Raw genomic sequence first — 21,802 nt, forward strand, 5'->3', positions numbered from 1 at the left:
TCAACCTAATGTATACTATAGCAGTTGATTAATAACGATAAGCGAAATCAGGGGGAGTAAAGACATGCAATTATCAGAAACTAAGTGTCATTATAAAATGTACAAGCAAGGAAAAACGTGGGTGACGATGGGATTGGCGACAACCGCCGTATTAATTGGTGCGCAAGTTGAAGTTTTGGCAGCCAATGGGGACAGCCAGGCATACATGACCAGTGATGAAAGTGTAACCGCTATCATACGTCCTACAGCGACAATCCAGAGCGAGGCAGTCGTGCCTTTAGCCAGCCAAGTAGCTGCACCAAATAATGACAGCGCTACCAATGTGGTTGAAGACCCTCGATCGGCGGTAGCTGAGTCACCAGTCGACAATCCAGCAGCGGAGGCCGAACAGCCTGGTCAGGATGACTCAACGAATAAGCCGGCTGAAGTACCGGTACAGCCAGAAAGTGCCGTTCAAAAACCAGCCGAAAGTGCCGAAACGGTGCCCACTGATTCCGCAGAAGCTAGCCAGTCGGAGTCGGCTGCAAGTCATGCGACTGAACAGCCAGCTACTTCGGCAGGAACGCCTAATGAGTCAGACTTAGCCGCGAGTGACGCTACTTTGATTGAAAAGACGCCCGTGACCAACGAGACATCGACTTTAGAAAAGCCAACTGAGTCGGCGTCAAACACTGCGGATACTGAGGCCAAACCCGTCAGTCAAGCGGCTGCGACGGTTGCATCACAGTCCTATCCACAAGCTGAGATCGACATTAATACTTGGATGCCGGATAAGAATTTTCAACAAGTAACGCTTTGGGTAATCAATAGTGAGCTGGGGTTAGGTTTAACGGACGTGAACCAGATTACTCAAGCGATGATGAGTCAATTGAAACTATATTTTGTGACGACTGAGCATCAAGTTGATGACCGGGATTTCTATTTTGCGGTGATGAATACGGTGAGCCTGAAGGGCTTTGAATATGCGACGAATGTAGAAAAGCTTTGGTTCTCACCAGACTTGGATGCTAATGAAAAATGGCAGGATAAGTATGTAATCTACGGTAAGCTCAAGGATATCAGCGCATTAAAGGGGCTTGATAACTTAGTTGAGATCAACTTGCAACTCAATGATATTGACGATATTTCGGCACTAGCTGGGTTACATCTACAAGAACTCAGTTTATCTTATAACCACATTTCCGATTTTTCACCATTAGCAAGTTCATTGCCAACACTGTCTTCAGCAATTACAATCGCTAATCAGAAGGTGGTGTTAAAGGACACGGTGACCTTAGATATTGATCCGAAAACGGGTAAATTAGTGACACCGTCGTTTGCATTTGGTAAAGACAAAACGCATAATTTATCAATTACACCGGTAGCCGATTCTGATGCAGACGGCGTTAATTTGACCGATACCACGATCGAATGGACGAATTTTAAACAAAGTGGTTATTTGAAATATAAATGGCATGATGAGTGGATGGGCGCCCATGGCTACCCTTGTGACGGTTATGTCTGGATTCCATTCTATATTCAAAATGACGGGAGCGGTTCGATCCAAATTGAATTTGTTGACGAGCAAGGCCAACATCTCGGCTCGGACGTTTATATCAATAATTGGTTGGATGCGACTTATGATGTGGGGACAGACCAGCAGGTAATTGATCAGTTGCAGGCGCTGAAAGGTCAACATTATGGCATCAAAGCAATTAAAGGTTCACCAAATTGGACAGCTGGCAAAGAGATGGCACATTTGACCTACGTGTTAGCGCGGATTCAACCATCAGTAGATTTTCAAGTTGTTGATGAAGCTGGCAAGCCAATTCCGGGGGTGACGATTCCAAGTCAACAAGGCGAAATTGATGGCGACTGGCAAGTTACGTTACCGTCAATTCCTGGTTATGAACTTGTTCAAGCAACCGAAAATGGGCAAGCTTTAACTGTGACGAATGGTCACTTGACTGGAAAATTCAGTGATAATCAGACGATTCAGCTCATTTATCGCGTCAAATCTCAGCACGCAACGATTCATTTTGAGTATGAAGATGGTCGTTCAGCCGGTGATGATGTGCAATTAACCGGTAAATATGGTGAGCTAATTCAATTCCCAGCCGTGCCTAATATCCCAGGGTATTTCGCGGATGACTTACCAGCGGTTTATTATCAGGATGGCGATAATAACTATACGGTTGTTTATCGACGTGCGGGCCAAGTGACGATTCAGTACGTGGACGAGGCCGGTAATTCGATTAGTCCGACTGAGGAATTAACCGGGAAAGTTGGCAGTGATTATCAAACAGCGCCCAAGCAAATCGCTGGTTACACCTTGGTCAAGGAACCGGTTAATCAAAATGGTCAGTTTTCTGAATCTTCGACAACGGTCATTTATCACTATTTAAAGGACTCCGTGGCAGTGAGTGATGGTCAGCCGGTCACGATTCAATATGTGGATGAAGCTGGAAATTCACTGGCAACTGAAGCGGTTTTAACTGGTAAAGTCGGTGACACATATGCAGCCACACCTAAAACAATCGCGGGCTATGAGTTGATTAAAGTTATTGGTGATCAGAATGGAACTTTCGGCAATCAGAACCAAACAATCACGTTTTTGTATCGATTACTAGAAGCTAAAAAAGGTCAGGTCACGATTCAATATGTGGATGAGACTGGTCGAGAAATCGCCAAGAATGGGGTTTTAACGGGTGGCCTAGGTCAGGCGTATCAAGTTACAGCGCTCAATATTGATGGGTATCGTTTGAAACAGACCGTTGGCGCTAGTGCTGGCAGTTTTAGTGAAGGCGAAACTACGCTGACATTTATTTATGAACGAATTGTTTCAACGGGGGATGTTGGTCAAACTAACGATGATGTGCCAACAGTAGTGAAGCCTAGTCCAGGGTTGTCTGAATCGGCTCAGGTGACTGAAAAGCCAACTACGACCCAAACGCAAACACCAAGCACACGGCCAGTGTTGGCGGTGAAACCAGTGCCCGGGTCAAGTCAGGCAGAACCGGTTGCTAACTTACAACCATTGAATCAACCGCAGACTGCGACCGCAACTGAATTACCCCAAACTGGTGAGCAGCGGTTAAGTTGGGTTAGCGTGTTAGGAACTTGTTTATTAGGATTAGTAGCCTATGTTGCCGGGCGAAAACGCGTCTAGCGGGAGAATGTTCAATTAGTTACTTGATTTTCCAACTTAGGCGTGACAGACTGAGTGAAAACGATTGGACGTGGTGAGTATGGCAGACTGGCGGGATGACCGGATTTTGGCAGCACAAAATGGGACGAACCCAATGGTGATGATGACGTTGCCAGGGGGGTACGCCGTAATGGGAGATACCCAATTTTTACCTGGCTATTCAGTGTTACTACCCAAGCATTTCGTGACGAGCCTAAATGAGTTGTCGTTGACTGAGAGAGTGGCATTTCTACGCGATATGAGTCTTTTAGGTGATGCGGTGCAAGCTGCGACTGGGGCGGTTCGAATTAATTATGATATTTTGGGAAATACGGATGCATTCTTGCACGCGCACGTTTTTCCACGCTATGCGAGTGAACCGGCCGAGCGATTAGCCAAGCCCGTTTGGCTGTATTCGCCGGATCATTGGACAGCCGATAAATATGCTTATTCTCCGACAAAGCATGGTGAGCTGCGACAGAAAATTACCGATTATTTACAACAACTTTAAAATTTAACGATGAAAACGCCCGTCTCAGCAATTGAGGTGGGCGTTTTATAGTGTCAATAAAAGCTTGAACGAGTCGAAACTTGTCGCAAATACAGTGATTGCCTGCAATAAAGACTAGTCGATTACTGATGCTATCCTAGTTAACTGTTAGGCAATAGTGAAGTCATTGTCTAGTAGGGTGACCGAGTTATTCGGCAACCCCACAATCTGAATCTGCTTTTCTTTAGTTACGAAAATGGCACCATAAAGGTCGTTACGCTCAAGTCCCCAATCAGCTTCAGGCTTCCCAGCAAAGAAAAGCCGAGTCGTTTCAATTTCGCCATCGATCGAGGCCTTGGAAAAAATAGTGACACTCAGTAGGTCGTTTTGACGTGGATACCCTGTTTTCGAATCTAAAATATGATGATAGGATTTGCCATTGACTTCTAAGTGGCGTTCATAAATGCCACTGGTCACTGCGGAACAGGCACCAATTTTGACACTGGCGATGGCATTTCCCCGCGGTGAAAGTGGGTTTTGGATGCCAACTCGCCATTGATGATCAGGGTGTAATGGTGAGTCGCCAACCATTAACAAGTTGCCCCCAAGGTTGATCATCCCAGCACGCTGGCCGAATGCTTCCCAGTAGTCCTGAATCCGGTCGGCAATATAGCCTTTAGCAATCCCGCCTAAATCCAGTTCCATGCCCGGTCGTTTTAAATAAACGCTGAAAGTTTGGTCGTCACAGCTAACTTGTTCAGGATCGACTAGTCGTAGCCGGGCCTCAATTTCAGCTTGAGTGGGAACCTGTGCATCGGTGAATCCGATTCGCCATAACTTTACTAGGGGGCCAATTAAGGCGTTGAAGCCAAAGTGTTGTTGGCTCAAGCTGATGGCCCGTTTGACTAGTGAGTAGGTGGCCGGACTAACTTGCATGGCCTGAATGCCGGCTGCGTGGTTGATGGCCATCACCTCAGACTGGGACCGATTGACAGTCAACCGGTCCTCATACTGGTCAATCAAGTCACAAGCACGGTCCAAATAAGTTTGGCTGTCACTACCAAATAAGGTTAGGTCGATATCGGTTCCGAGGCCATAGTGGGAGATGTGACGCGGCTGTTGTGCTAAAGCGGGTGTCGCGGGTTGACCGTTGAAATTTATCATTGTCATCAATACCAGTCCTAAGTTAGATTAATCTGCCAGCGAGGTGATCGACTTCGTGCTGGATAATTTGTGCAATGAAGTCATTGAAGGTTTGCCGTTGTGGTTGAAAATTGCGGTCTAAATAAGCTACGGTGATTTGTTTGTAGCGTTGCGTCGGCCGCTCACCCGTCAAGGAAAGACAGCCTTCACTAGTTTGATATGGGTTTTGATGCGCCACGATTTTAGGATTGACCATCGGCACGGCAACTGGTCCCATTTGAACGACGATAATTTGTTGATTAACACCAATCATGTTAGCGGCCATGCCGACACAGTTTTCGGCATTGGCCTGCAAGGTATCAAGCAAGTCGGTGACGGTTTGAGCATTGAGTTTAGTTGCCGGAACAGCCACTTGGCTCAAAATTGCCGGGTCGTGAACAACGGGTTTGATCATGAAAATTCCTCCAATTATGAAACTTATTACAGCTATTATAGCGGCCGATAGTTATCAGGCGCAAGTTATGCCGTTGTCGGTTCGTAAGATAATCCGATTGTTAGTTAACCGTCCAATCATGAGTGTCGCTTTCTTTCACCTGTCATTGGTCATTCGATAAAATAGGTTTGCATAGCAGTTCCATCACAACTTATTTTGGCTTATGATAAATGTGAATTTTTATATTTATAAAATAAGATCGATTTTACTTTCTTTTAATCGTGTAACCAGTTAAAATAAAGTTACAGAAATATATTCGAATAAATTTTCTTTTTCTATTCGTGCATATAATTGTAAGCGTCAACATAACCATGGGGAGGGTTAAAAAATGGCAGCAAAGTTAGTTCAAACAACGGTAATTGCACCAGTTGCTGGGGAGTTATTACCGTTAAGTGCAATTCATGACCCAGTCTTTTCAAAAGGCTTGATGGGAAAAGGGTTTGGCATTGAGCCAAGTGATGGCAAGATCGTTGCCCCGGTGAGCGGGGAGGTCACAATGATTGCGACGACCAAGCACGCAATCGGGTTGAAGACAATCAACGGGATGGAAGTCTTGTTGCATTTAGGAATTGATACAGTCGAGCTGGGTGGCAAGCCGTATCAGATACGCGTTAAGATGGGGGACCACGTCATAGCGGGACAAGAGTTAGCTGTGATGGGATTGGCTGAAATCAAAAAAGCCGGTAAGCCAGTGACCGTGATGACGGTAATCACAAATAGTGCAACGAATAACTATCAACTCTTTTTAAATGATCTGGATCAACTGGTTGATGTTGGTGATTCGGTTGCGATGGTGACTGGTGAAGCCGTTGAAGGCAGCGGCAATGCGGATAAGCCAGCCGTTAAAGTCGGTGATGGCAAGTATGATCAATTGGCACACGACATTATTGAAAATGTGGGTGGGCCAGAAAATGTCAATAGTTTAATTCATTGTATTACGCGGTTACGTTTTTATTTGAAAGATGAAAGTATTGCGAAGACCTCAGTGATTAGTGAGTTGGATGGGGTTATCGATGTCACTAAAGGCAGTGGACAATATCAAGTTGTGATCGGTCCTGCCGTTAATGATGTTTATGACGCGGTGATCGCACAACTTGGGCCACAGTTCAGCGATGATGCGGCCACGAAGAAGGCCGTTGCTGAAACGAGTGCTGCTGCGAACAAGCCCCATTATGGTGTTTGGGGGACGATTCAGCATGGCTTCAGCGGTATTATTGGGGTCATGACGGCTTCGATGATTCCCGTAATTGGGATTTTGGCTGGTTCCGGGATTCTCAAAGGGATTTTAGCAGCTTTGACTGGTTTTAAAGTGTTGAGCGCGACAAGTGGCACTTATCTGGTTCTGAATGCCATTGGTGATGCGACATTTTACTTCTTACCCGTCATTTTAGGCTTCACGGCCGCCAAGAAATTAGGTTCGGATCCGATTGTCATGGCAATTGTCGGTGGGGTCCTGATTTATCCGCAGATTATTGGTGCCGCTGGCAAAGCAGCGACAGCTCAGATTGCTTTCTTTGGCATTCCAACTCACCTAGTGTCCTACTCGGCGTCTGTGTTCCCAATTATTGTCGCCGCATGGCTTGGTGCGTATGTTGAAAAATTCTTAAAAAAAGTGGTACCACTATATCTACGAAGTGTGTTCATTCCAATTTTAGAGGCGTTGATTTTAAGTGTGATCGTGCTCGTTGGTGTTGGTCCTGTCATTACGATGATCAGTAAGGGCTTGGCTGATGGAATTGTCGCGATTTACAACTTCAGTCCGGCGTTGTCTGGATTTGTTATCGGTGGCCTGTATCAAACGATGGTTATTTTCGGGCTGCATTGGGGACTCATTCCAATCGTTATCAACGATATTGCCACTAACGGTCACAGTTATCTGAATGCGATCTTGTCAATTACGATGGTCGCACAAGGTGGCGCGGTCTTGGCTGTGTTCCTCAAATCTAAGGATAAGAAACTCAAGGAGATTTCACTAGCCGCCGCGGTTTCAGCGTTCTGTGGCGTCACTGAGCCAGCACTATACGGGGTCAACTTGAAGTACAAGCGTGTCTTCGTTTGGGCCAGCATCGGGAGTGCCTTTGGTGGCTTGATTACCGGTTTGCTACGGGTTAACAACTATGCGTTATCCGGTTCCTTGATTGGTTTCCCAGCCTTTATTACCCCAGGTGTTGGGATTGGGAGTAACTTCTACGGTTATCTGATTTCACATTATGGTACGTTAGTCATTTCAACGGTGCTAGTCTTCTTGTTCGGCTTCTCTGATAAAATGTTAGCCAAAAATAAGGGCAAAGCTAAGGCTAAGGCCAATAAATTAGAAACTGTATCAGAATAAGTTTAAATATCAGGAATCAGCGTCTATCTAAGGCGCTGATTTTTTGTTGGAACCTGATGACCCCTGTAAATTGTCATTCTGCGTTAAGATAATCTTATGCAGAAAGGATGATGTGTTGATGTCAGTATTTAGTGAGGCTGAGAAGATTCAAATTTTTGCCGATTTAGTCAAAATTAAGTCGGTTAACGATGATGAAACCGAAGTTGCTCAATATTTACAGCGTTTGTTCGCTGACCACGGTATTCAGGCAACGTTAATGCCGTTAAGCGCAACCCGCAGTAATTTAGTCGCTGAAATTGGGACGACTGGTCCAGTGTTAGGAATTTCCGGGCATATGGATGTTGTGACGCCTGGTGATCTTGATCAGTGGGATACGGATCCATTTGTTTTAACCGAAAAGGCCGGTAAGTTGTATGGCCGTGGCGCAACTGATATGAAGTCTGGCTTGGCAGCAATGGTGATTGCAATGATTGAGATTAACGCAGCGCATACGTTGACTAATGGCCGGATTCGGTTGATGGCGACCGTCGCGGAAGAAGTCGGTGAAACTGGGTCACAACACTTCTATGAAGCTGGTACGATGGCTGATGTTGATGCGTTGTTAATTGGCGAACCGTCTGGCTACAATATTGCATTCGCACATAAAGGTTCGATTGACGTTCGTATCAAGTCTACTGGCAAAGCAGCACACAGTTCGATGCCGGAACAAGGTTACAACGCGCTAGATCCGTTGATTACGCTTTTAAATCAGGCTAATCATGACTTTCGTGAAAGTGACCGGCATAGTGAGTTACTCGGAGACTTAGTTTTTAATGCAACGATTGTGAAAGGTGGCAATCAGGTTAATTCGATTCCCGCCCAGGCCGAGACAGAAATGAATATCCGGTCTATTCCCGAGTTCGATAATGTCGCGGCAATCGAAACGTTACAAAAACTAGTCGACCAGCAGAATGCGCAGGGGGCTAAGCTTGATATGTCAGTCTTCATGTCACAAAATCCGGTTCAATCACCTAAGGATACGAAATTGAGTAATCTGGCGGCCAAGATTGGGGAAACGTATGCCGGTCAACCAATTCCCAAGGTAGCGATTCCAGCAGTCACGGATGCATCGAATCTGTTGAAAGATAAGCCGAGTGATTTTCCATTCATCATGTTTGGTCCGGGTAATGACACGCCTCATCAGGTGAATGAGAATATTGATAAAAAGATGTATCTTGATTTTATTAAGTTATATGAAGAATTATTTGTGGGCTATTTGAAATAGCTAAAAGGCGTGATTGACAATTTTAAAGAGTCAATCACGCCTTTTTAGCCAACACACTATTATTTTTTGTAAAACGAATACGATCAATCATCAGAATCGGCCTCATCACGGAGGTCTTTTAGATGTTGATGTGCACCGGCACGGTCATAGTTAGGTAATCGTTCTGCGACGCGCAATTCAGCTAGTGCTGCGTCAAGTTCTGAAACACGATTTGAGGGAGTAAATGGTAGCCCATTTTCTTTAATCATTTGACTTAAAAACATATTAATAAGCGTACTTAGATCACTGCCCAAGTCTTTAGCCACTGACTGTGCCGCTAGTTTTTGTTCGTGATCAATACGGATGGTAATACGATCCTTGCCTGGATTATCCAAATCATGATACCTCCTTTATCAGGTGTTGATGCTATTATAGCACCAGTTGGCGAACGTTGTACGTACAATTGGCTTTAAAAAGCCTCTTTTATCATAATAAGCAAGCCACACTTGGTTAGAATTAGTCCAAGTGTGGCTCGCTTTAGTTAATAATTCGATTTTAGCGGCGTTTCATTGATTAATGAAGTGCCTTTCAAGGCGGCTTGAGTCGTCGTTGGCATGTCACCATGTTCTGGGCTCCAGCCAGTATCTTTGGTCAGTTTAATGGTTTGTGCGCCATGCTGGAATGTCATACTAGTTGCGTTGGTCAGTGCCAAAGTCGTTGATCCCAAGGTTGATTGGGTGAGGGTGGCCTGATTACTTTTAGCTAGTTTTAAATTAAAATGGCCACTAATTGTGGTGTGCCCGGTTTGGAATAACGCCAATTGTTGGTTGGTATTTAAATATAAAGCTAAATGCTCAGTTTGATTCACCCAGCGACCTAAATAGTCGGTTGAATGGACTTTACTGACGGCGGTAACGGTTGGAGCTGCCGAACTGATCTGTCGGTCGGCAGTGTCATTCCCCGTGACCGCTGACTGACATCCGGCTAAGCCTAAACTTAGTAGTGCTAGGCCGAAAAATCCCCATATCTTTCGCATACTAATCTCCTCCAAAGTCCCAGCGTTTAAGCTGAGACTTTTGTTCTCTCAGAAGTCCATTATAGATGATGGCTAACGTAATCGAAACAAATACGAGTTTCTTTAGTAATAAATTTAATTTTAAATTGGGGAATAAGTATTTAAGCTATTGTTTTCGCTTACGAGTAAATTGTTTGAAAATGAATTTTAGACGATTGGTTATGACTAAAGTAGTCATGAAAATTTTAATGAAACCGCTAGCGATTAGCCTGCATCGTGGTCGTTCAATCCCTGTATTAATTATTCCAAATGTATCAATCAAATGATATAAAACAAATTTTTAAATTGGTTATACTGTCATGAAACGGTGCTAGTCATGCCTTTTGCTCTCCTAACAGTCAATAACACCACATAGGCAGTTTCGTTAAAATGAGCTACTATATATAGTATCGAAAGCAAATGAGTAGCACAATTGGTTGTGCCGCTGTACCTTTTGTGCCAAAGTGACTGAAAAGTGAGGATGCACATGTTAACAATAAACACAACGGAAATTTTAGATCAATTGCGGCCATTACCAGTAATCAAACGTGGTGGGACGCAGACGAAATTTCATCCGTATAAACTTAATTTTGTTTTAGACCAACTCGGTTTAGATGATGTAACACAAACGGCTGTTAAGCACGCCTTAGTTGCGCATTATCAACAGACTACGGTCATTGAAACGCGTGAATTACGACCAGCACTGCGCCAAATTTTAGTTGATTTGGGCTTAACGGCTGCCGCTGAAAGTTATCAAGCTTATTTTGTGGCGGAACAAAGCCGTTTTTCAGCAGCGACTAATGTTCGTGAACGCATCGAAAAATTGTTTAATAAAGATGCCAGCGTTGTCCATGAAAATGCGAACAAGGATAGTAATGTCTTTAATACGCAACGGGACCTGGAAGCCGGTGCCGCTAGTCGTGCGATCGGTTTGAAAATGTTGCCAGATCTCGTGGCAAAGGCTCATTTACGCGGTGATATTCACTGGCATGACTTGGATTATTCACCAGTGACCCCGGAAACGAACTGTTGCTTGATAGACTTCGATGGCATGTTTAAAAACGGTTACAAGATTGGTAATGCTGAAGTGGCTTCTCCACGGTCGATCCAAACCGCGACGGCTCAAATGGCACAGATTATTGCTAACGTGGCGTCGTTGCAATATGGTGGTTGCTCGGCTAATCGGGTGGATCAATTATTGGCCCCATACGCTGAAATTAATTATCAAAAACATTTAGCCGATGCTGAAAAGTGGGTCGCGGCCGATAAGCGCAAGGCTTATGCCAAAACAAAGACCAAAAAAGATATTTATGATGCGATGCAAGCCTTGGAATATGAAATTAATACGTTGTATTCTTCGCAAGGCCAAACGCCATTTACTACGGTTAACTTTGGTCTGGGGACGAGTTGGATTGAACGTGAAATTCAACGCGCTATTTTACAGATTCGGATTAAAGGACTGGGGAAAGAACGCCGGACTGCTATTTTCCCTAAGTTGATTTTTACGATCAAACGTGGCTTAAATTTAGCCCCAACTGATCCTAATTATGATATTAAAGAACTTGCGATTGAATGCTCAACCAAGCGGATGTACCCTGATCTTTTAATGTACGATAAAATCAAAGAATTGACTGGGAGCTTTAAAACGCCGATGGGGTGCCGGTCCTTCTTGCAAGGATGGCGTGATGATGATGGGGTTGAAGTCAACTCTGGTCGGATGAATTTAGGCGTAGTGACCGTCAATTTACCACGCATTGCATTGTCAGCGCACGGTGACCGCAAATTGTTCTGGGAAATTTTTGAGGAACGGATGGCGACGTGCCATCAAGCGCTCGCTTACCGAATCGAACGGACTAAGGAAGCGCAACCTGAAAATGCCCCATTATTGTATATGTATGGCGCGTTTGGGAAACGTCTACCGGCTGGCGGGAATGTGGACGAGTTGTTCAAGAATCAACGGGCCACAATTTCATTAGGCTACATCGGGATCTACGAGGTCTGCACGACGTTTTTTGGCCCAAACTGGGAACACAATGCCGAAGTGCTTGATTTTGCGGAAACGGTTGTCAAAACGTTACGGGATAAGTGCGCTACTTGGGCCGCTGAAAGTGGCTACCATTACAGCCTCTACTCAACCCCAGCCGAATCATTGACGGACACGTTCTGTCGTGATGATATCCAGAAGTTTGGTCGCATTCCAGACATTACAGATAAAGAATATTATACGAATAGTTTCCACTTTGACGTCCGGAAACACCCGTCACCATTTGAAAAACTCACTATGGAAGAACGCTTTCCACAGTATGCTTCGGGTGGCTTTATCCATTACTGCGAATATCCAAATTTAACACAAAATCCGAAAGCCTTGGAAGCTGTTTGGGACTGGGCCTACGATCATGTCGGTTATTTAGGCACCAATACCGCGATTGACCAATGTTTCAAATGTGGATTTAAGGGTGAGTTTAAAGCGACTGCCCGTGGATTTGTTTGTCCGCAATGTGGCAATCATGATCCAAAATATTGTGACGTCGTTAAACGAACTTGTGGTTATTTAGGTAATCCACAACAACGGCCGATGGTACATGGTCGTCACGTTGAAATTGCCTCTCGTCAAAAAAATATGTCTCCGGAGATGATAAAGAATGCCGCGCGCTATGAAAGGACCAAACAATCCGATGCCCAAAGAATGGCTGGCAGAGGACTTAAGTGAACAATACGTCGCTGATTACAAGGCATTTAACTTTGTCGATGGTGAGGGCGTTCGTTGCAGCTTGTATCTGAGCGGTTGTCCGTTCCATTGCCCAGGTTGTTATAATGTTGCCGCACAAAACTTTCATTACGGCCAACCGTATACGCAAGATTTAGAAGACCAAATTATCGAAGATTTGAGTCAGGATTACGTCCAAGGGTTAACACTACTAGGTGGGGAACCGTTTTTGAATACTCAAGTGGCAATTCGTATTTGCGAACGCGTCCGATCAGAATTTGGCCATACCAAGGATATCTGGTCCTGGTCAGGTTATACTTGGGACGAATTGCAGAAGGACTCTGATGACAAGCTCAAGATGTTATCACTGATTGATATTTTGGTTGATGGTCGTTTCCTCGAAGATCAGATGGACTTAACGTTACAATTTCGTGGAAGTGCCAATCAACGTATTATTGATGTCCCTAAATCCTTGGCTAGTGGCCAAGTTGTTATTTGGGATAAGTTGAAACGGTAATAATCAAAGTTTTGCCACAGCCCGTGGGGACAACTGTCACGGGCTATTTTTTATCCAAAAAATCGGTCAGTAAGGGAGTTTTATGAGCATGTTAACAACAATTAAGACTTGGCAGGAACGGTATTTTCACTTTTGGGATCAGTTAAATATCCTTCGTGCCGGTATTCTAGGGGCCAACGATGGCATTATTTCTGTTTCGGGAATCGTGTTGGGCGCGGTTGGTGCGGATTTAAGCAATACGACCTTGTTCATTAGTGGCATTTCGGGAATGCTAGCGGGGGCTTGCTCGATGGCCGGAGGCGAATATGTTTCTGTGAGTGCGCAAAAGGAAGTGCAATTAGCTAAATTAAATGCCCAAGTTAGTCTTGATTCACAGGAGACTAGCTCGTCACCAATGCGACTGCAACAACAGGATTTACTTAATCCAATTCATGCGGCTGTGATGTCATTTGGAGCTTTCATACTGGGAGCAGTGATTCCGTTATTGGCAATCAGTTTGTCTACGCCGGCCTGGCGATTAATCAATACAATGCTGGCGATGGTTGTCGCATTAAGTTTGAATGCGACGGTCAGTTCGCGTCATTCGGAGATTGCGCTCCATAAAGTGATCTTTCGCAATGTCCTAGTTGGGGTGATGACGGCGTTAGTGACCTATTTAGTGGGAACCTTGTTGGGTGGTAACTAAACTCGAATTCTCAAAGCTAACGAAGATGGCACTAAAAAAGCGGCGATTGCAACTCATCTAATTGAGTTATTATCGCCGCATTGATTTTTTTGATGATAAATTTAGGCTAAGGCATGGGCGGGCTGCTTACGATGGGTCAGGTACAGATAGCTCGCCATGATGATGCCGCCAATCAGAATACCAAGGGCATTGGCTAAGACATCATTGATATCGCTACTACGATTGATTAGGAAACGGTGCGATAAAACATACTGCGTGATTTCAATGCCACTGCCAACGACTAGACCAAAAAATGCGACGCCGAATAAGGATAATTTTGGAAGCATATTTTTCAGTAGTAACCCGAGTGGGACGGTTAAAAGGATATTTTCTAAAAAGCCTAGGTTGTAAAAGGAAAAGCGGGTAAGGTTGACTCGGCCAATTCCAAGCGGCATGAGGTACGGCGCAGTGCCGTCAATGGAAATCGGCGTAAAGAGAATCGTTGCCAACCCAGTGCCATAAATCAGGATGAGACTAGCAAACCAACGATGCTTGCCACCGAATAGGATAATGGCTAGGGCACTCAAACCAGCCACTAGCATAATAAATAGTAAAGGTTCCCAGCGCATAAAACCACCTCCGTTAAGTTGTCTGTGAAGTAACTGATTATTAGATTACAACATAACGTGGGATTATAGGGGCTTTAGTCGATAGCTTTAAGCTTTCTTGTGAACCTTAGTAAAAGGATAATAATTGAACACAAAAAACAATGTCTGTCAGGGCTATTTAGTGATTCCTGACAGATATTGCTTTTTACAATTGAATAAAAACGTTAGTAGCGACGTTGTTATTGTTCTTTCAGCTGAAGCGGAAAAATCAGTCTTTCGCTTCCTGCTGAGCAATATAACGTTGATTGCCGCGATGTAATTCAATCACAGTCCAAGTTAACAACGCAATGATAGCCGCAACTAGTACCCAAGCAATGGTGTCGGCAATGCCGAGCTGTCCTTTGCTAGGATTGTTGCCAAAGAAGCCTTCGACTTGAGATGGCAAGCCGATCAGGTTTAACCCGGTCAGACCAATGACAGATAACCAGCCGAGTCCTTTGATCCAAAGGGTATTTTTGAAGCGCTTACCCATTTCAGCGGCACTATCAGTCATCATCAACAGTGGCAACATTGAGAATGGCAATGCGAAGGCTAAGAAGACTTGCGAGTTGTTCATTAAATCGTTGAGGGCTTCGTGTTCCGCAATGGCAGACTTGCTACTCGTTAACATGACACAGATTAAAACAGGAATCACGGATAAGAGTCGGGTGACTAACCGCCGTAACCAGAGCGGCATCCGCATGTGGACGAACCCTTCCATGATTACTTGCCCGGTTAAGGTCCCAGTAATCGTGGAATTTTGCCCAGAAGCTAGTAGTGCCACGGCAAATAGGGCGGATAGCACGCCAGAACGTGCGACATCAATTAAGAGGCCGTTGCTCAAAGTTGACGTGTTTGATAGGGCTTGATATAAACCGAAGAATGAGGGATCTTTGACTGCGCCCGTCTTGAAGACCGCTACCCCCATGATTAATAATAGGGCATTAACAAAGAAGGCGGCAGTCAGTTGAATGTTGGAATCCAGACTCGCAAACTTTACGGTACGTGCCACATCGTCGGGATCACTGTGATCAATTTTTCGTGTTTGAGAAATGGCAGAGTGCAAGTATAAGTTGTGTGGCATGACGGTCGCCCCAATAATCCCGAGGGCGCCGCTCATGGGGGTCATGCCGGCAACCGTTTTACTATTTGAGAAAGTCTCACTGGTTGGTACTAAGCCAGCGAATACTTGTCCCCAGTTGGGATTTGACAGCGCAACTTGGTAAACGAAAACGAGCAAGATGACTAAAATTAAGCAAACGACAATAGCTTCAATTTTGCGGAAGCCAATCTTGGTTAATAATAATAGTAATAAGACATCAAAAACGGTAATGAAGACCGCGATGACTAGTGGAATATGGAATAATAAATATAGTGCAATCGCGGCGCCAATGACTTCGGCGATGTCGGTCGCCATAATCGCAAATTCAGTTAGGATCCATAAAACGATGCCTAACGCCTTACCGGTACGCGCACGAATGGCTTGTGCCAAATCCATCTGTGTCACGATGCCAAGTTTAGCCGCCATGTATTGTAACAGCATCGCAATCAAACTTGACATCAAGATGACAGACATCAATAAATATTGAAAGTTTTGACCACCAGTAATTGAAGTTGACCAATTCCCAGGATCCATATAACCTACAGCAACCAATGCACCGGGCCCCGAATAGGCAAACAATGTGCGCCAGAAACCAATGTTTTTTGGTACATCAATTTTGCCGTTTATTTCTTCCAGTGACGGGCCATTGGCATACTCAATTAATTTGTGTTGCCGTCTTACTTTTGCCACGATGATGACCACCTTTCTATCTCTGAAAACAGCCTTATTGTACGCTGACGGCGCCATAAATTATATAATTTTTTAGGGATACCTTAAAAATTAGCTGATTTTCAGGCTTGATTGTGTTTAGGGAGATAACTTACACAAAAACGAATTATTTTCGGATTAATTTAAGCATCGTTTGTTAAATGTTCTTATAAACTCATGTAAACAAGTGTAAACCTTATCGAATCAGTTAAATGATAGCGCTATTTTGTGTGAAATATGGTAAAGTCAAAGTTGAAAAAGGCAATAATCAACGCGTTTAACTAATATAAAAAGGAAAGTTATGTCACTAGATTTGTGAGAAAGTTCTCAAGGTGTGTGGAAGGCACCTTCTCGAGCGGACCTGGGTTCAAAGAATTAAGGGAGTGAACACCATGGCAGTCACAACGAGCAGTTTAATTCCGGTCGTGGCACCGGTCACTGGTCAAAAGATCAGTTTGACAACGGTAGTCGACACGGTCTTTTTGTGTGGGCTGCGGGTTACTAATTACCCCGGCTTACCACGAACTGATCGGATTGTGGCACCAACTGCCGGTCAAGTGACACGAATTGCGAATTCGCAACATAACCTGGGCTTTCGGACAGCGAACGGGTTAGAAGTTCTGATTCATCTCGGCTTTGGGACGTCGATGACGGCTGACATGCCTTTCCATTTAATCGTCAAATTGGGCGAACACGTCGAAGCGGGTCAGCCGATTGCGGTGATGGATTTGGCGTCAACGCGACTGAACCAACCTAAAACGACGGTGCCGAAGCGGATTCGGCAGGCGTTTCTACGGCTAAAAGTTTTGGCGTTTACTGCAACGCATCGTATTGCCCCAGAAGGCAACGTTGATACCAAACTGACGCTGGACTTAGCGGCAAATCATCGGATTGCGACGATGGGGCCGCCGAGTGTTATTCAACTGAGTTGACCCAAGTATTGGGGTGACGCATTGCAAGTCATGAGATCAATGAAGCGCTTGGAAAAGGACAATCGCAACCAGTCAAGCTAATCAGCCAACAGGAAATCGAACGGGGTATCTCGATTGAACCAGTTAGTGGTCGATGTCAGTTGATAATTGGATAGCAAGTGGCTGAGGGTTTTGCGTTAGTGATAGCGCAGTTAGGGGCAACGGCATTTTTGAGAAAAACGACGTTGGTCAAGTTTTGTGGGCCTCTTTTTCACAAAGCGGCCAGATCATTAGTGTCACAACTTAGCTCTGAGCTGAGTGGGTTAATGTGGCAGCATTAAGTGGCACTGATTATCAGGATATTACAGTGATAGCGGTCAAAAGGTTAGGTCGTCGATTAAGCAGTCTCGCTAACAGGGGTGAGCGGGATTAAAGCAAAGGGACCGACTGAATAAAAGTCCACCGTTGGGAGCGGTGCTATTGACGGTAGCCGGTTACTTTCGTTAGTTTTGTTAGGTTAACCTTGGCTGTGGAGAGTGAAGATTGAAAGCGGATTGCTTGCTTTTATTTGGCAGTTCAGTTTACTATTAGCGTAAATTGAAGAGGAGTGATTCGTGATGAGTGAAGCAACTTTTAACCAAGCTGAATTGGCAAAATTTAATGGTCAAGCTGGCCAACCAGCATATGTCGCTGTTGATGGTGTCGTTTATGATGTGTCTGGAATTGACGCATGGGCTGGTGGCAAGCACCATGGTAACTTAGCTGGTCAAGAATTAACGGCGATTATTGATACCCGCTCACCACACGGACGCAGCGTGTTAAAGAAGTTGCCAGTGGTTGGAAAATACGCAGAATAAAAGCCTAAATAGGTTTTGAGAATGCTGTAAAACCACACAATAATTCACCAATGGATCAGGGCGCAAGCGAGTTCTGATCTTTTATTTTGTCTCAAAACTAAAGATTGAAAGACTTAAAAACAGCACTCACATCTAAAATAGATCTGCCGAATTCAGCGCTCCGCCAGTCAGAATCGGTGTGCTGTGGGGGACGGTGCCAGCCGAAGTACGGTCTGGCGCCTCAATTTCAAGCCGATAAAACACGTCTTGGAATTGCCCCGTGAGATTAGTCAACCAAGAACGCCGACTAATCTCGCTGACACTGCACACCAATTCTGACTGACTCCGCTAAGCAGGATTAGTCGTCCCAAGCCGCTGATTGGCTGCATGTTATCAGCAACGATCGGCACAGGCCTGTAACTTTTAACTTGCAATCTTTACCTGAAAGTTTGATTGTAAGCGTTCTATAATTTGTCACGCAATTGTTACTTATGAAGAGGGCCTTTGGGGTGCTATAGTGAACACTCGAAACTAAAACTAGGAGTGTGTATAGATAATGCCACGTAATTTTAAAGAAGAAGTTGTGTTCACGGCGATTATGGCGGGACTGATGGTGTTTGTCATGACGGCGTACAATGTCACGATGGCGCAAGGGTTCAGCAATGGTCTAATCCTCGCAATTTTGAGTGGTTTTCCTCTGGGTTTAGTCGTAGCAATCATTTTAGATCTGTTGGTCGTGGGACCAATTGCAAAAGGATTAGCTTTCAAATATATCATTAATGATTACATGCGAAAAAAGACGATTTTGATTGGGATCACAATCTCAGTTTTAATGGTGCTTGGCATGGTAACTTGCATGTCCCTCTTTGGGATTGCGGTGGAAGGTAAGTTGACTGGGGCGCACATTTTAGCTACCTATGGTCACACTTGGATTTTTAACTTGATTGTTGCTTTACCATTACAACTCATCATCGTTGGGCCAATCGCTCGCGGGGTGTTAGGTAAAATGCAACAAGCTACTACTAAACAGGATCAACCTTCAGCAGTTGAAGACGAAGACTAATAATTAAACGGCTAGTGATAACTTGAGAAACTTGTTCAAGTTATGGCTAGCCGTTTTTGCGTTGATTTGAGGTAAAAATAATTTGGCTACCCAGAAATAATTTTTTCACTGGAAACTGACTGAAACTAATCACAGCCATTCGAATAAGTTGTTTAGCCAATTTCTTTTGAGATGAAAGGCGTAATTTTCGCCCGAATTAATGATACAATTTCAATTAAGAAAGCGGTGTCAGTTGGATGCTGCGGTATCATGAGAAAATCTTGGAGGGATTAGTAATGCAACCATTAGGGTTAGTGGATATTGGTGGAACCACCATCAAGTTTGCCATTTGGGATGGGAAAGGCTTGCAACAGCATCACGCTGTTGCCACGCCGAAAACGCGGGATGACTTTTTTGACTTATTAACGGTTGAAGTTGAGACAATGAAGACCCAGGCACCAATCGTGGGTGTCGGAATTAGTTCGCCAGGTGCCGTTGATAAAAAGACGGGGATCGTTGGTGGCGCTAGTGCCGTCCCATATATTCATCATTTCGAAATTCAGCAGGCGTTGGAGCAAAGATTTGGCTTGCCGGTCAGCATGGAGAATGATGCCAATTGTGCTGCTTTAGCGGAATTGGACAGTGGGGCCGGAACCGGCGCTGACAGCTTGGCCTTTTTCGTGGTTGGCACGGGTGTCGGCGGTGCGTTGATCGTTAACCACCGGATCTGGCATGGCGCGCACTTATTTGGTGGCGAATTCGGGTTTGCGATGGCGACAGAAACTAGAACCGTCAGTGAGTTGGGTACCGTACCAAATGCCCTGCGGCGGTATCAGGCGGCTAATCCAGATGCAGCGCCGATTGATGGTAAACGATTATTCGAACTAGCAGCTGCTGGTGAGATTACGGCTGCGGCAGAAGTCCAAACGATTTATCGCACCTTAGCGACTGCAATTTATGATATTCAATATAGTTTTGACCCAGAAAAGATCGTGATTGGTGGCGGTGTTTCCAATAATCCGGCACTGATTCCAGGAATTGATGCCGAAATTGAAAAGATCCGTCAGCAAGTCAAAATTGCGTCAATCAAGCCCGAAGTCGTCCCATGTGTCTACACGGATGAAGCCAATTTGCGTGGTGCGGCGGTCGATTTTTCACAGACATACCCTAAGTTAGTTTAGACGGATTTAACCAAATGGAGGTAGCTATGACAACTTTTTCCAAAGATTTTATCTGGGGTGCCGCGACATCTGGTCCCCAAACTGAAGGTAATTTCCATAAGCAACATCAAAATGTGTTCGATTACTGGTTTGAAACTGAGCCGACTGCCTTTGATAATGGCGTTGGCCCCGATACAGCTTCGGATTTCTATCACGACTATGAAGCTGACCTAGCATTGATGTCGCAGGCGGGGATTAAAGCTTTGCGGACGTCGATTCAGTGGACACGCTTGATTGACGATTTTGAGACGGCCAGCTTGAATGCGGATGGGGTGGCTTATTACAACCATGTGATTGATGCGATGATCGCCAACCATATTACGCCGTATATCAACTTACATCACTTTGATCTGCCAGTTGAATTGTATGATCGCTATGGCGGTTGGACGTCGAAACATGTTGTGGAGCTGTTTGTAAAATTCGCTGAACAATGTTTCAAGTTGTTTGGGGATCGGGTGGATAACTGGTTCACTTTTAATGAGCCTAAAGTTGTTGTCGACGGCCAATATTTGTATGGCTGGCATTATCCACAAATCGTTGATGGGCCGAAAGCGGTGCAAGTCGCGTATAACATGAATTTGGCTTCGGCAAAAGTTATTGCAAAATTTCGTGAGTGTTGTCCACAGTCAGAAAAACGAATCGGGATTATTCTAAATCTTACGCCAGCGTATCCAGCAACGGCTGATCCTGCCGATGTCGCGGCGGCCGACTTTGCCGAGGCGTGGTCAAATGAAATGTATCTACAACCAGCAGTTCTGGGCCATTTTCCGGCGAAGCTGGTGGCGACCTTAACGGCGGATGGCGTGTTGTGGGATGCGACCTCAGAAGAATTGACACTGATTGCAGAAAATACCGTTGATTACCTTGGTGTGAACTATTATCAGCCACTGCGAGTGCAACGGCCGGATATTTCGCCGAAGAGTCTGCAACCATGGATGCCGGATATTTATTTCAAGGAATACCAAATGCCAGGTCGGATTATGAATGTTGATCGTGGTTGGGAAATTTATCCCGAAGCGATGACGGATATTGCCAATAACATGCGCGAAAATTACGGCAACATTCCGTGGTTCATTTCCGAAAACGGAATGGGCGTTGCCGGTGAAGAACGTTTCATGGACGCGGATGGGGTTGTCCAAGATGACTATCGGATTGATTTTATGAAGGACCACTTGCAAGCGTTGAAGCGGGGAATTGATGCTGGGTCCAACTGTATCGGTTACTTTGTTTGGACGGCAATCGATTGTTGGTCATGGAATCATGCGTATCATAATCGCTACGGCTTGATTCGTGATGATATTCATACGCAGGAAAAAACGCTGAAGAAGTCGGCGGCTTGGTTTAAGCAGTTGAGTGAGAGTAATTCGTTTGAAGATTAGCAGTTGGGTGTCAGTCGCGAATGCGGCTGGCACATTTTGGTATGCAAGCATTGTAAAGGTAAAACGCTAGCTAGCTACTTTTGAAACCAAATTACCATTTGAATACGCTTTAATGGCTATTTTTAAGATATAATATATTTTGGGGCAT

18 protein-coding genes are annotated in these 21,802 nt (G+C 44.8%); 12 read left to right on the forward strand and 6 right to left on the reverse strand.

The window, feature by feature from the left end; genetic code table 11:
* Positions 1-64: 64 nt before the first annotated feature.
* Positions 65-3,148, forward strand: coding sequence for a MucBP domain-containing protein (locus tag FFM64_RS09410; protein ID WP_137607758.1), 3,084 nt, complete (start codon positions 65-67; stop codon positions 3,146-3,148).
* Positions 3,149-3,227: 79 nt separating this feature from the next.
* On the forward strand, positions 3,228-3,677 hold the full coding sequence (locus tag FFM64_RS09415) for an HIT family protein (protein WP_137607759.1): 450 nt from the start codon (positions 3,228-3,230) through the stop codon (positions 3,675-3,677).
* Between the two features lie 147 nt (positions 3,678-3,824).
* Here FFM64_RS09415 and FFM64_RS09420 read toward each other — a convergent pair whose 3' ends face one another.
* Together FFM64_RS09420 and FFM64_RS09425 are read right to left on the reverse strand one after the other, a co-directional pair.
* A complete protein-coding gene (locus tag FFM64_RS09420) occupies positions 3,825-4,826 on the reverse strand; it encodes an FAD:protein FMN transferase (RefSeq protein WP_137607760.1) in 1,002 nt (333 codons plus the stop codon).
* Between the two features lie 16 nt (positions 4,827-4,842).
* Entirely contained in the window at positions 4,843-5,253 is a 411-nt protein-coding gene (locus FFM64_RS09425; RefSeq protein WP_137607761.1) for a peptide deformylase, read from the reverse strand.
* A gap of 367 nt (positions 5,254-5,620) precedes the next feature.
* Between FFM64_RS09425 and FFM64_RS09430 the strand changes: the two genes are divergently transcribed.
* Both FFM64_RS09430 and FFM64_RS09435 read left to right on the forward strand, forming a co-directional pair.
* Positions 5,621-7,624: a PTS sugar transporter subunit IIABC gene (locus tag FFM64_RS09430; RefSeq protein WP_137607762.1), complete on the forward strand. Its 2,004-nt coding sequence runs from the start codon at positions 5,621-5,623 to the stop codon at positions 7,622-7,624.
* 118 nt (positions 7,625-7,742) lie between these two features.
* Positions 7,743-8,888 (forward strand): ArgE/DapE family deacylase, encoded by a 1,146-nt coding sequence (locus tag FFM64_RS09435; RefSeq protein ID WP_137607763.1) that lies wholly within the window; start codon positions 7,743-7,745, stop codon positions 8,886-8,888.
* Positions 8,889-8,971: 83 nt separating this feature from the next.
* Here the strand turns inward: FFM64_RS09435 and FFM64_RS09440 are convergent, their stop codons facing one another.
* Both FFM64_RS09440 and FFM64_RS09445 read right to left on the reverse strand, forming a co-directional pair.
* Positions 8,972-9,262, reverse strand: a complete 291-nt coding sequence (locus FFM64_RS09440) for a type II toxin-antitoxin system RelB/DinJ family antitoxin (protein WP_137607764.1) — start codon at positions 9,260-9,262, stop codon at positions 8,972-8,974.
* Positions 9,263-9,408: 146 nt separating this feature from the next.
* Positions 9,409-9,903, reverse strand: a complete 495-nt coding sequence (locus FFM64_RS09445; RefSeq protein ID WP_137607765.1) for a hypothetical protein — start codon at positions 9,901-9,903, stop codon at positions 9,409-9,411.
* Positions 9,904-10,408: 505 nt separating this feature from the next.
* On the opposite strand from FFM64_RS09445, the gene nrdD reads away from it, so the two are divergent.
* From nrdD to FFM64_RS09460, 3 genes are all read left to right on the forward strand, one after another.
* Positions 10,409-12,631 (forward strand): anaerobic ribonucleoside-triphosphate reductase, encoded by a 2,223-nt coding sequence (gene nrdD, locus FFM64_RS09450; RefSeq protein WP_137607766.1) that lies wholly within the window; start codon positions 10,409-10,411, stop codon positions 12,629-12,631.
* The gene (gene nrdG, locus FFM64_RS09455) at positions 12,597-13,145 is read left to right on the forward strand and encodes an anaerobic ribonucleoside-triphosphate reductase activating protein (RefSeq protein ID WP_379858981.1); all 549 of its coding nucleotides are present in this window, start codon (positions 12,597-12,599) and stop codon (positions 13,143-13,145) included. The genes nrdD and nrdG overlap by 35 nt, the downstream gene beginning before the upstream one ends.
* Before the next feature lie 88 nt (positions 13,146-13,233).
* The gene (locus FFM64_RS09460; protein WP_137607768.1) at positions 13,234-13,830 is read left to right on the forward strand and encodes a VIT1/CCC1 transporter family protein; all 597 of its coding nucleotides are present in this window, start codon (positions 13,234-13,236) and stop codon (positions 13,828-13,830) included.
* 101 nt (positions 13,831-13,931) lie between these two features.
* On the opposite strand, the gene FFM64_RS09465 is transcribed toward FFM64_RS09460, so the two are convergent.
* Both FFM64_RS09465 and FFM64_RS09470 read right to left on the reverse strand, forming a co-directional pair.
* Positions 13,932-14,438 carry a VanZ family protein gene (locus tag FFM64_RS09465; RefSeq protein ID WP_137607769.1) on the reverse strand — a complete coding sequence of 169 codons (507 nt, stop codon included), beginning with the start codon at positions 14,436-14,438 and terminating at the stop codon, positions 13,932-13,934.
* 247 nt (positions 14,439-14,685) lie between these two features.
* Entirely contained in the window at positions 14,686-16,248 is a 1,563-nt protein-coding gene (locus FFM64_RS09470; RefSeq protein ID WP_223876943.1) for an Nramp family divalent metal transporter, read from the reverse strand.
* 410 nt (positions 16,249-16,658) lie between these two features.
* Here FFM64_RS09470 and FFM64_RS09475 point away from each other — a divergent pair, with 410 nt between their 5' ends.
* From FFM64_RS09475 to FFM64_RS09495, 5 genes are all read left to right on the forward strand, one after another.
* The gene (locus FFM64_RS09475; RefSeq protein ID WP_137607771.1) at positions 16,659-17,198 is read left to right on the forward strand and encodes a PTS sugar transporter subunit IIA; all 540 of its coding nucleotides are present in this window, start codon (positions 16,659-16,661) and stop codon (positions 17,196-17,198) included.
* A gap of 596 nt (positions 17,199-17,794) precedes the next feature.
* Entirely contained in the window at positions 17,795-18,034 is a 240-nt protein-coding gene (locus FFM64_RS09480; RefSeq protein ID WP_137607772.1) for a cytochrome b5 domain-containing protein, read from the forward strand.
* 535 nt (positions 18,035-18,569) lie between these two features.
* Positions 18,570-19,076, forward strand: a complete 507-nt coding sequence (locus tag FFM64_RS09485; protein ID WP_137607773.1) for a DUF2798 domain-containing protein — start codon at positions 18,570-18,572, stop codon at positions 19,074-19,076.
* A 275-nt stretch (positions 19,077-19,351) separates the two neighbouring features.
* Positions 19,352-20,236, forward strand: a complete 885-nt coding sequence (locus FFM64_RS09490) for an ROK family protein (protein ID WP_137607774.1) — start codon at positions 19,352-19,354, stop codon at positions 20,234-20,236.
* A 26-nt stretch (positions 20,237-20,262) separates the two neighbouring features.
* Positions 20,263-21,654, forward strand: coding sequence for a glycoside hydrolase family 1 protein (locus tag FFM64_RS09495; RefSeq protein ID WP_137607775.1), 1,392 nt, complete (start codon positions 20,263-20,265; stop codon positions 21,652-21,654).
* The last annotated feature ends 148 nt before the right edge of the window (positions 21,655-21,802 follow it).

Source organism: Lactiplantibacillus daoliensis, from assembly GCF_005405005.1.
GTDB classification, from domain to species: Bacteria; Bacillota; Bacilli; order Lactobacillales; family Lactobacillaceae; genus Lactiplantibacillus; species Lactiplantibacillus daoliensis.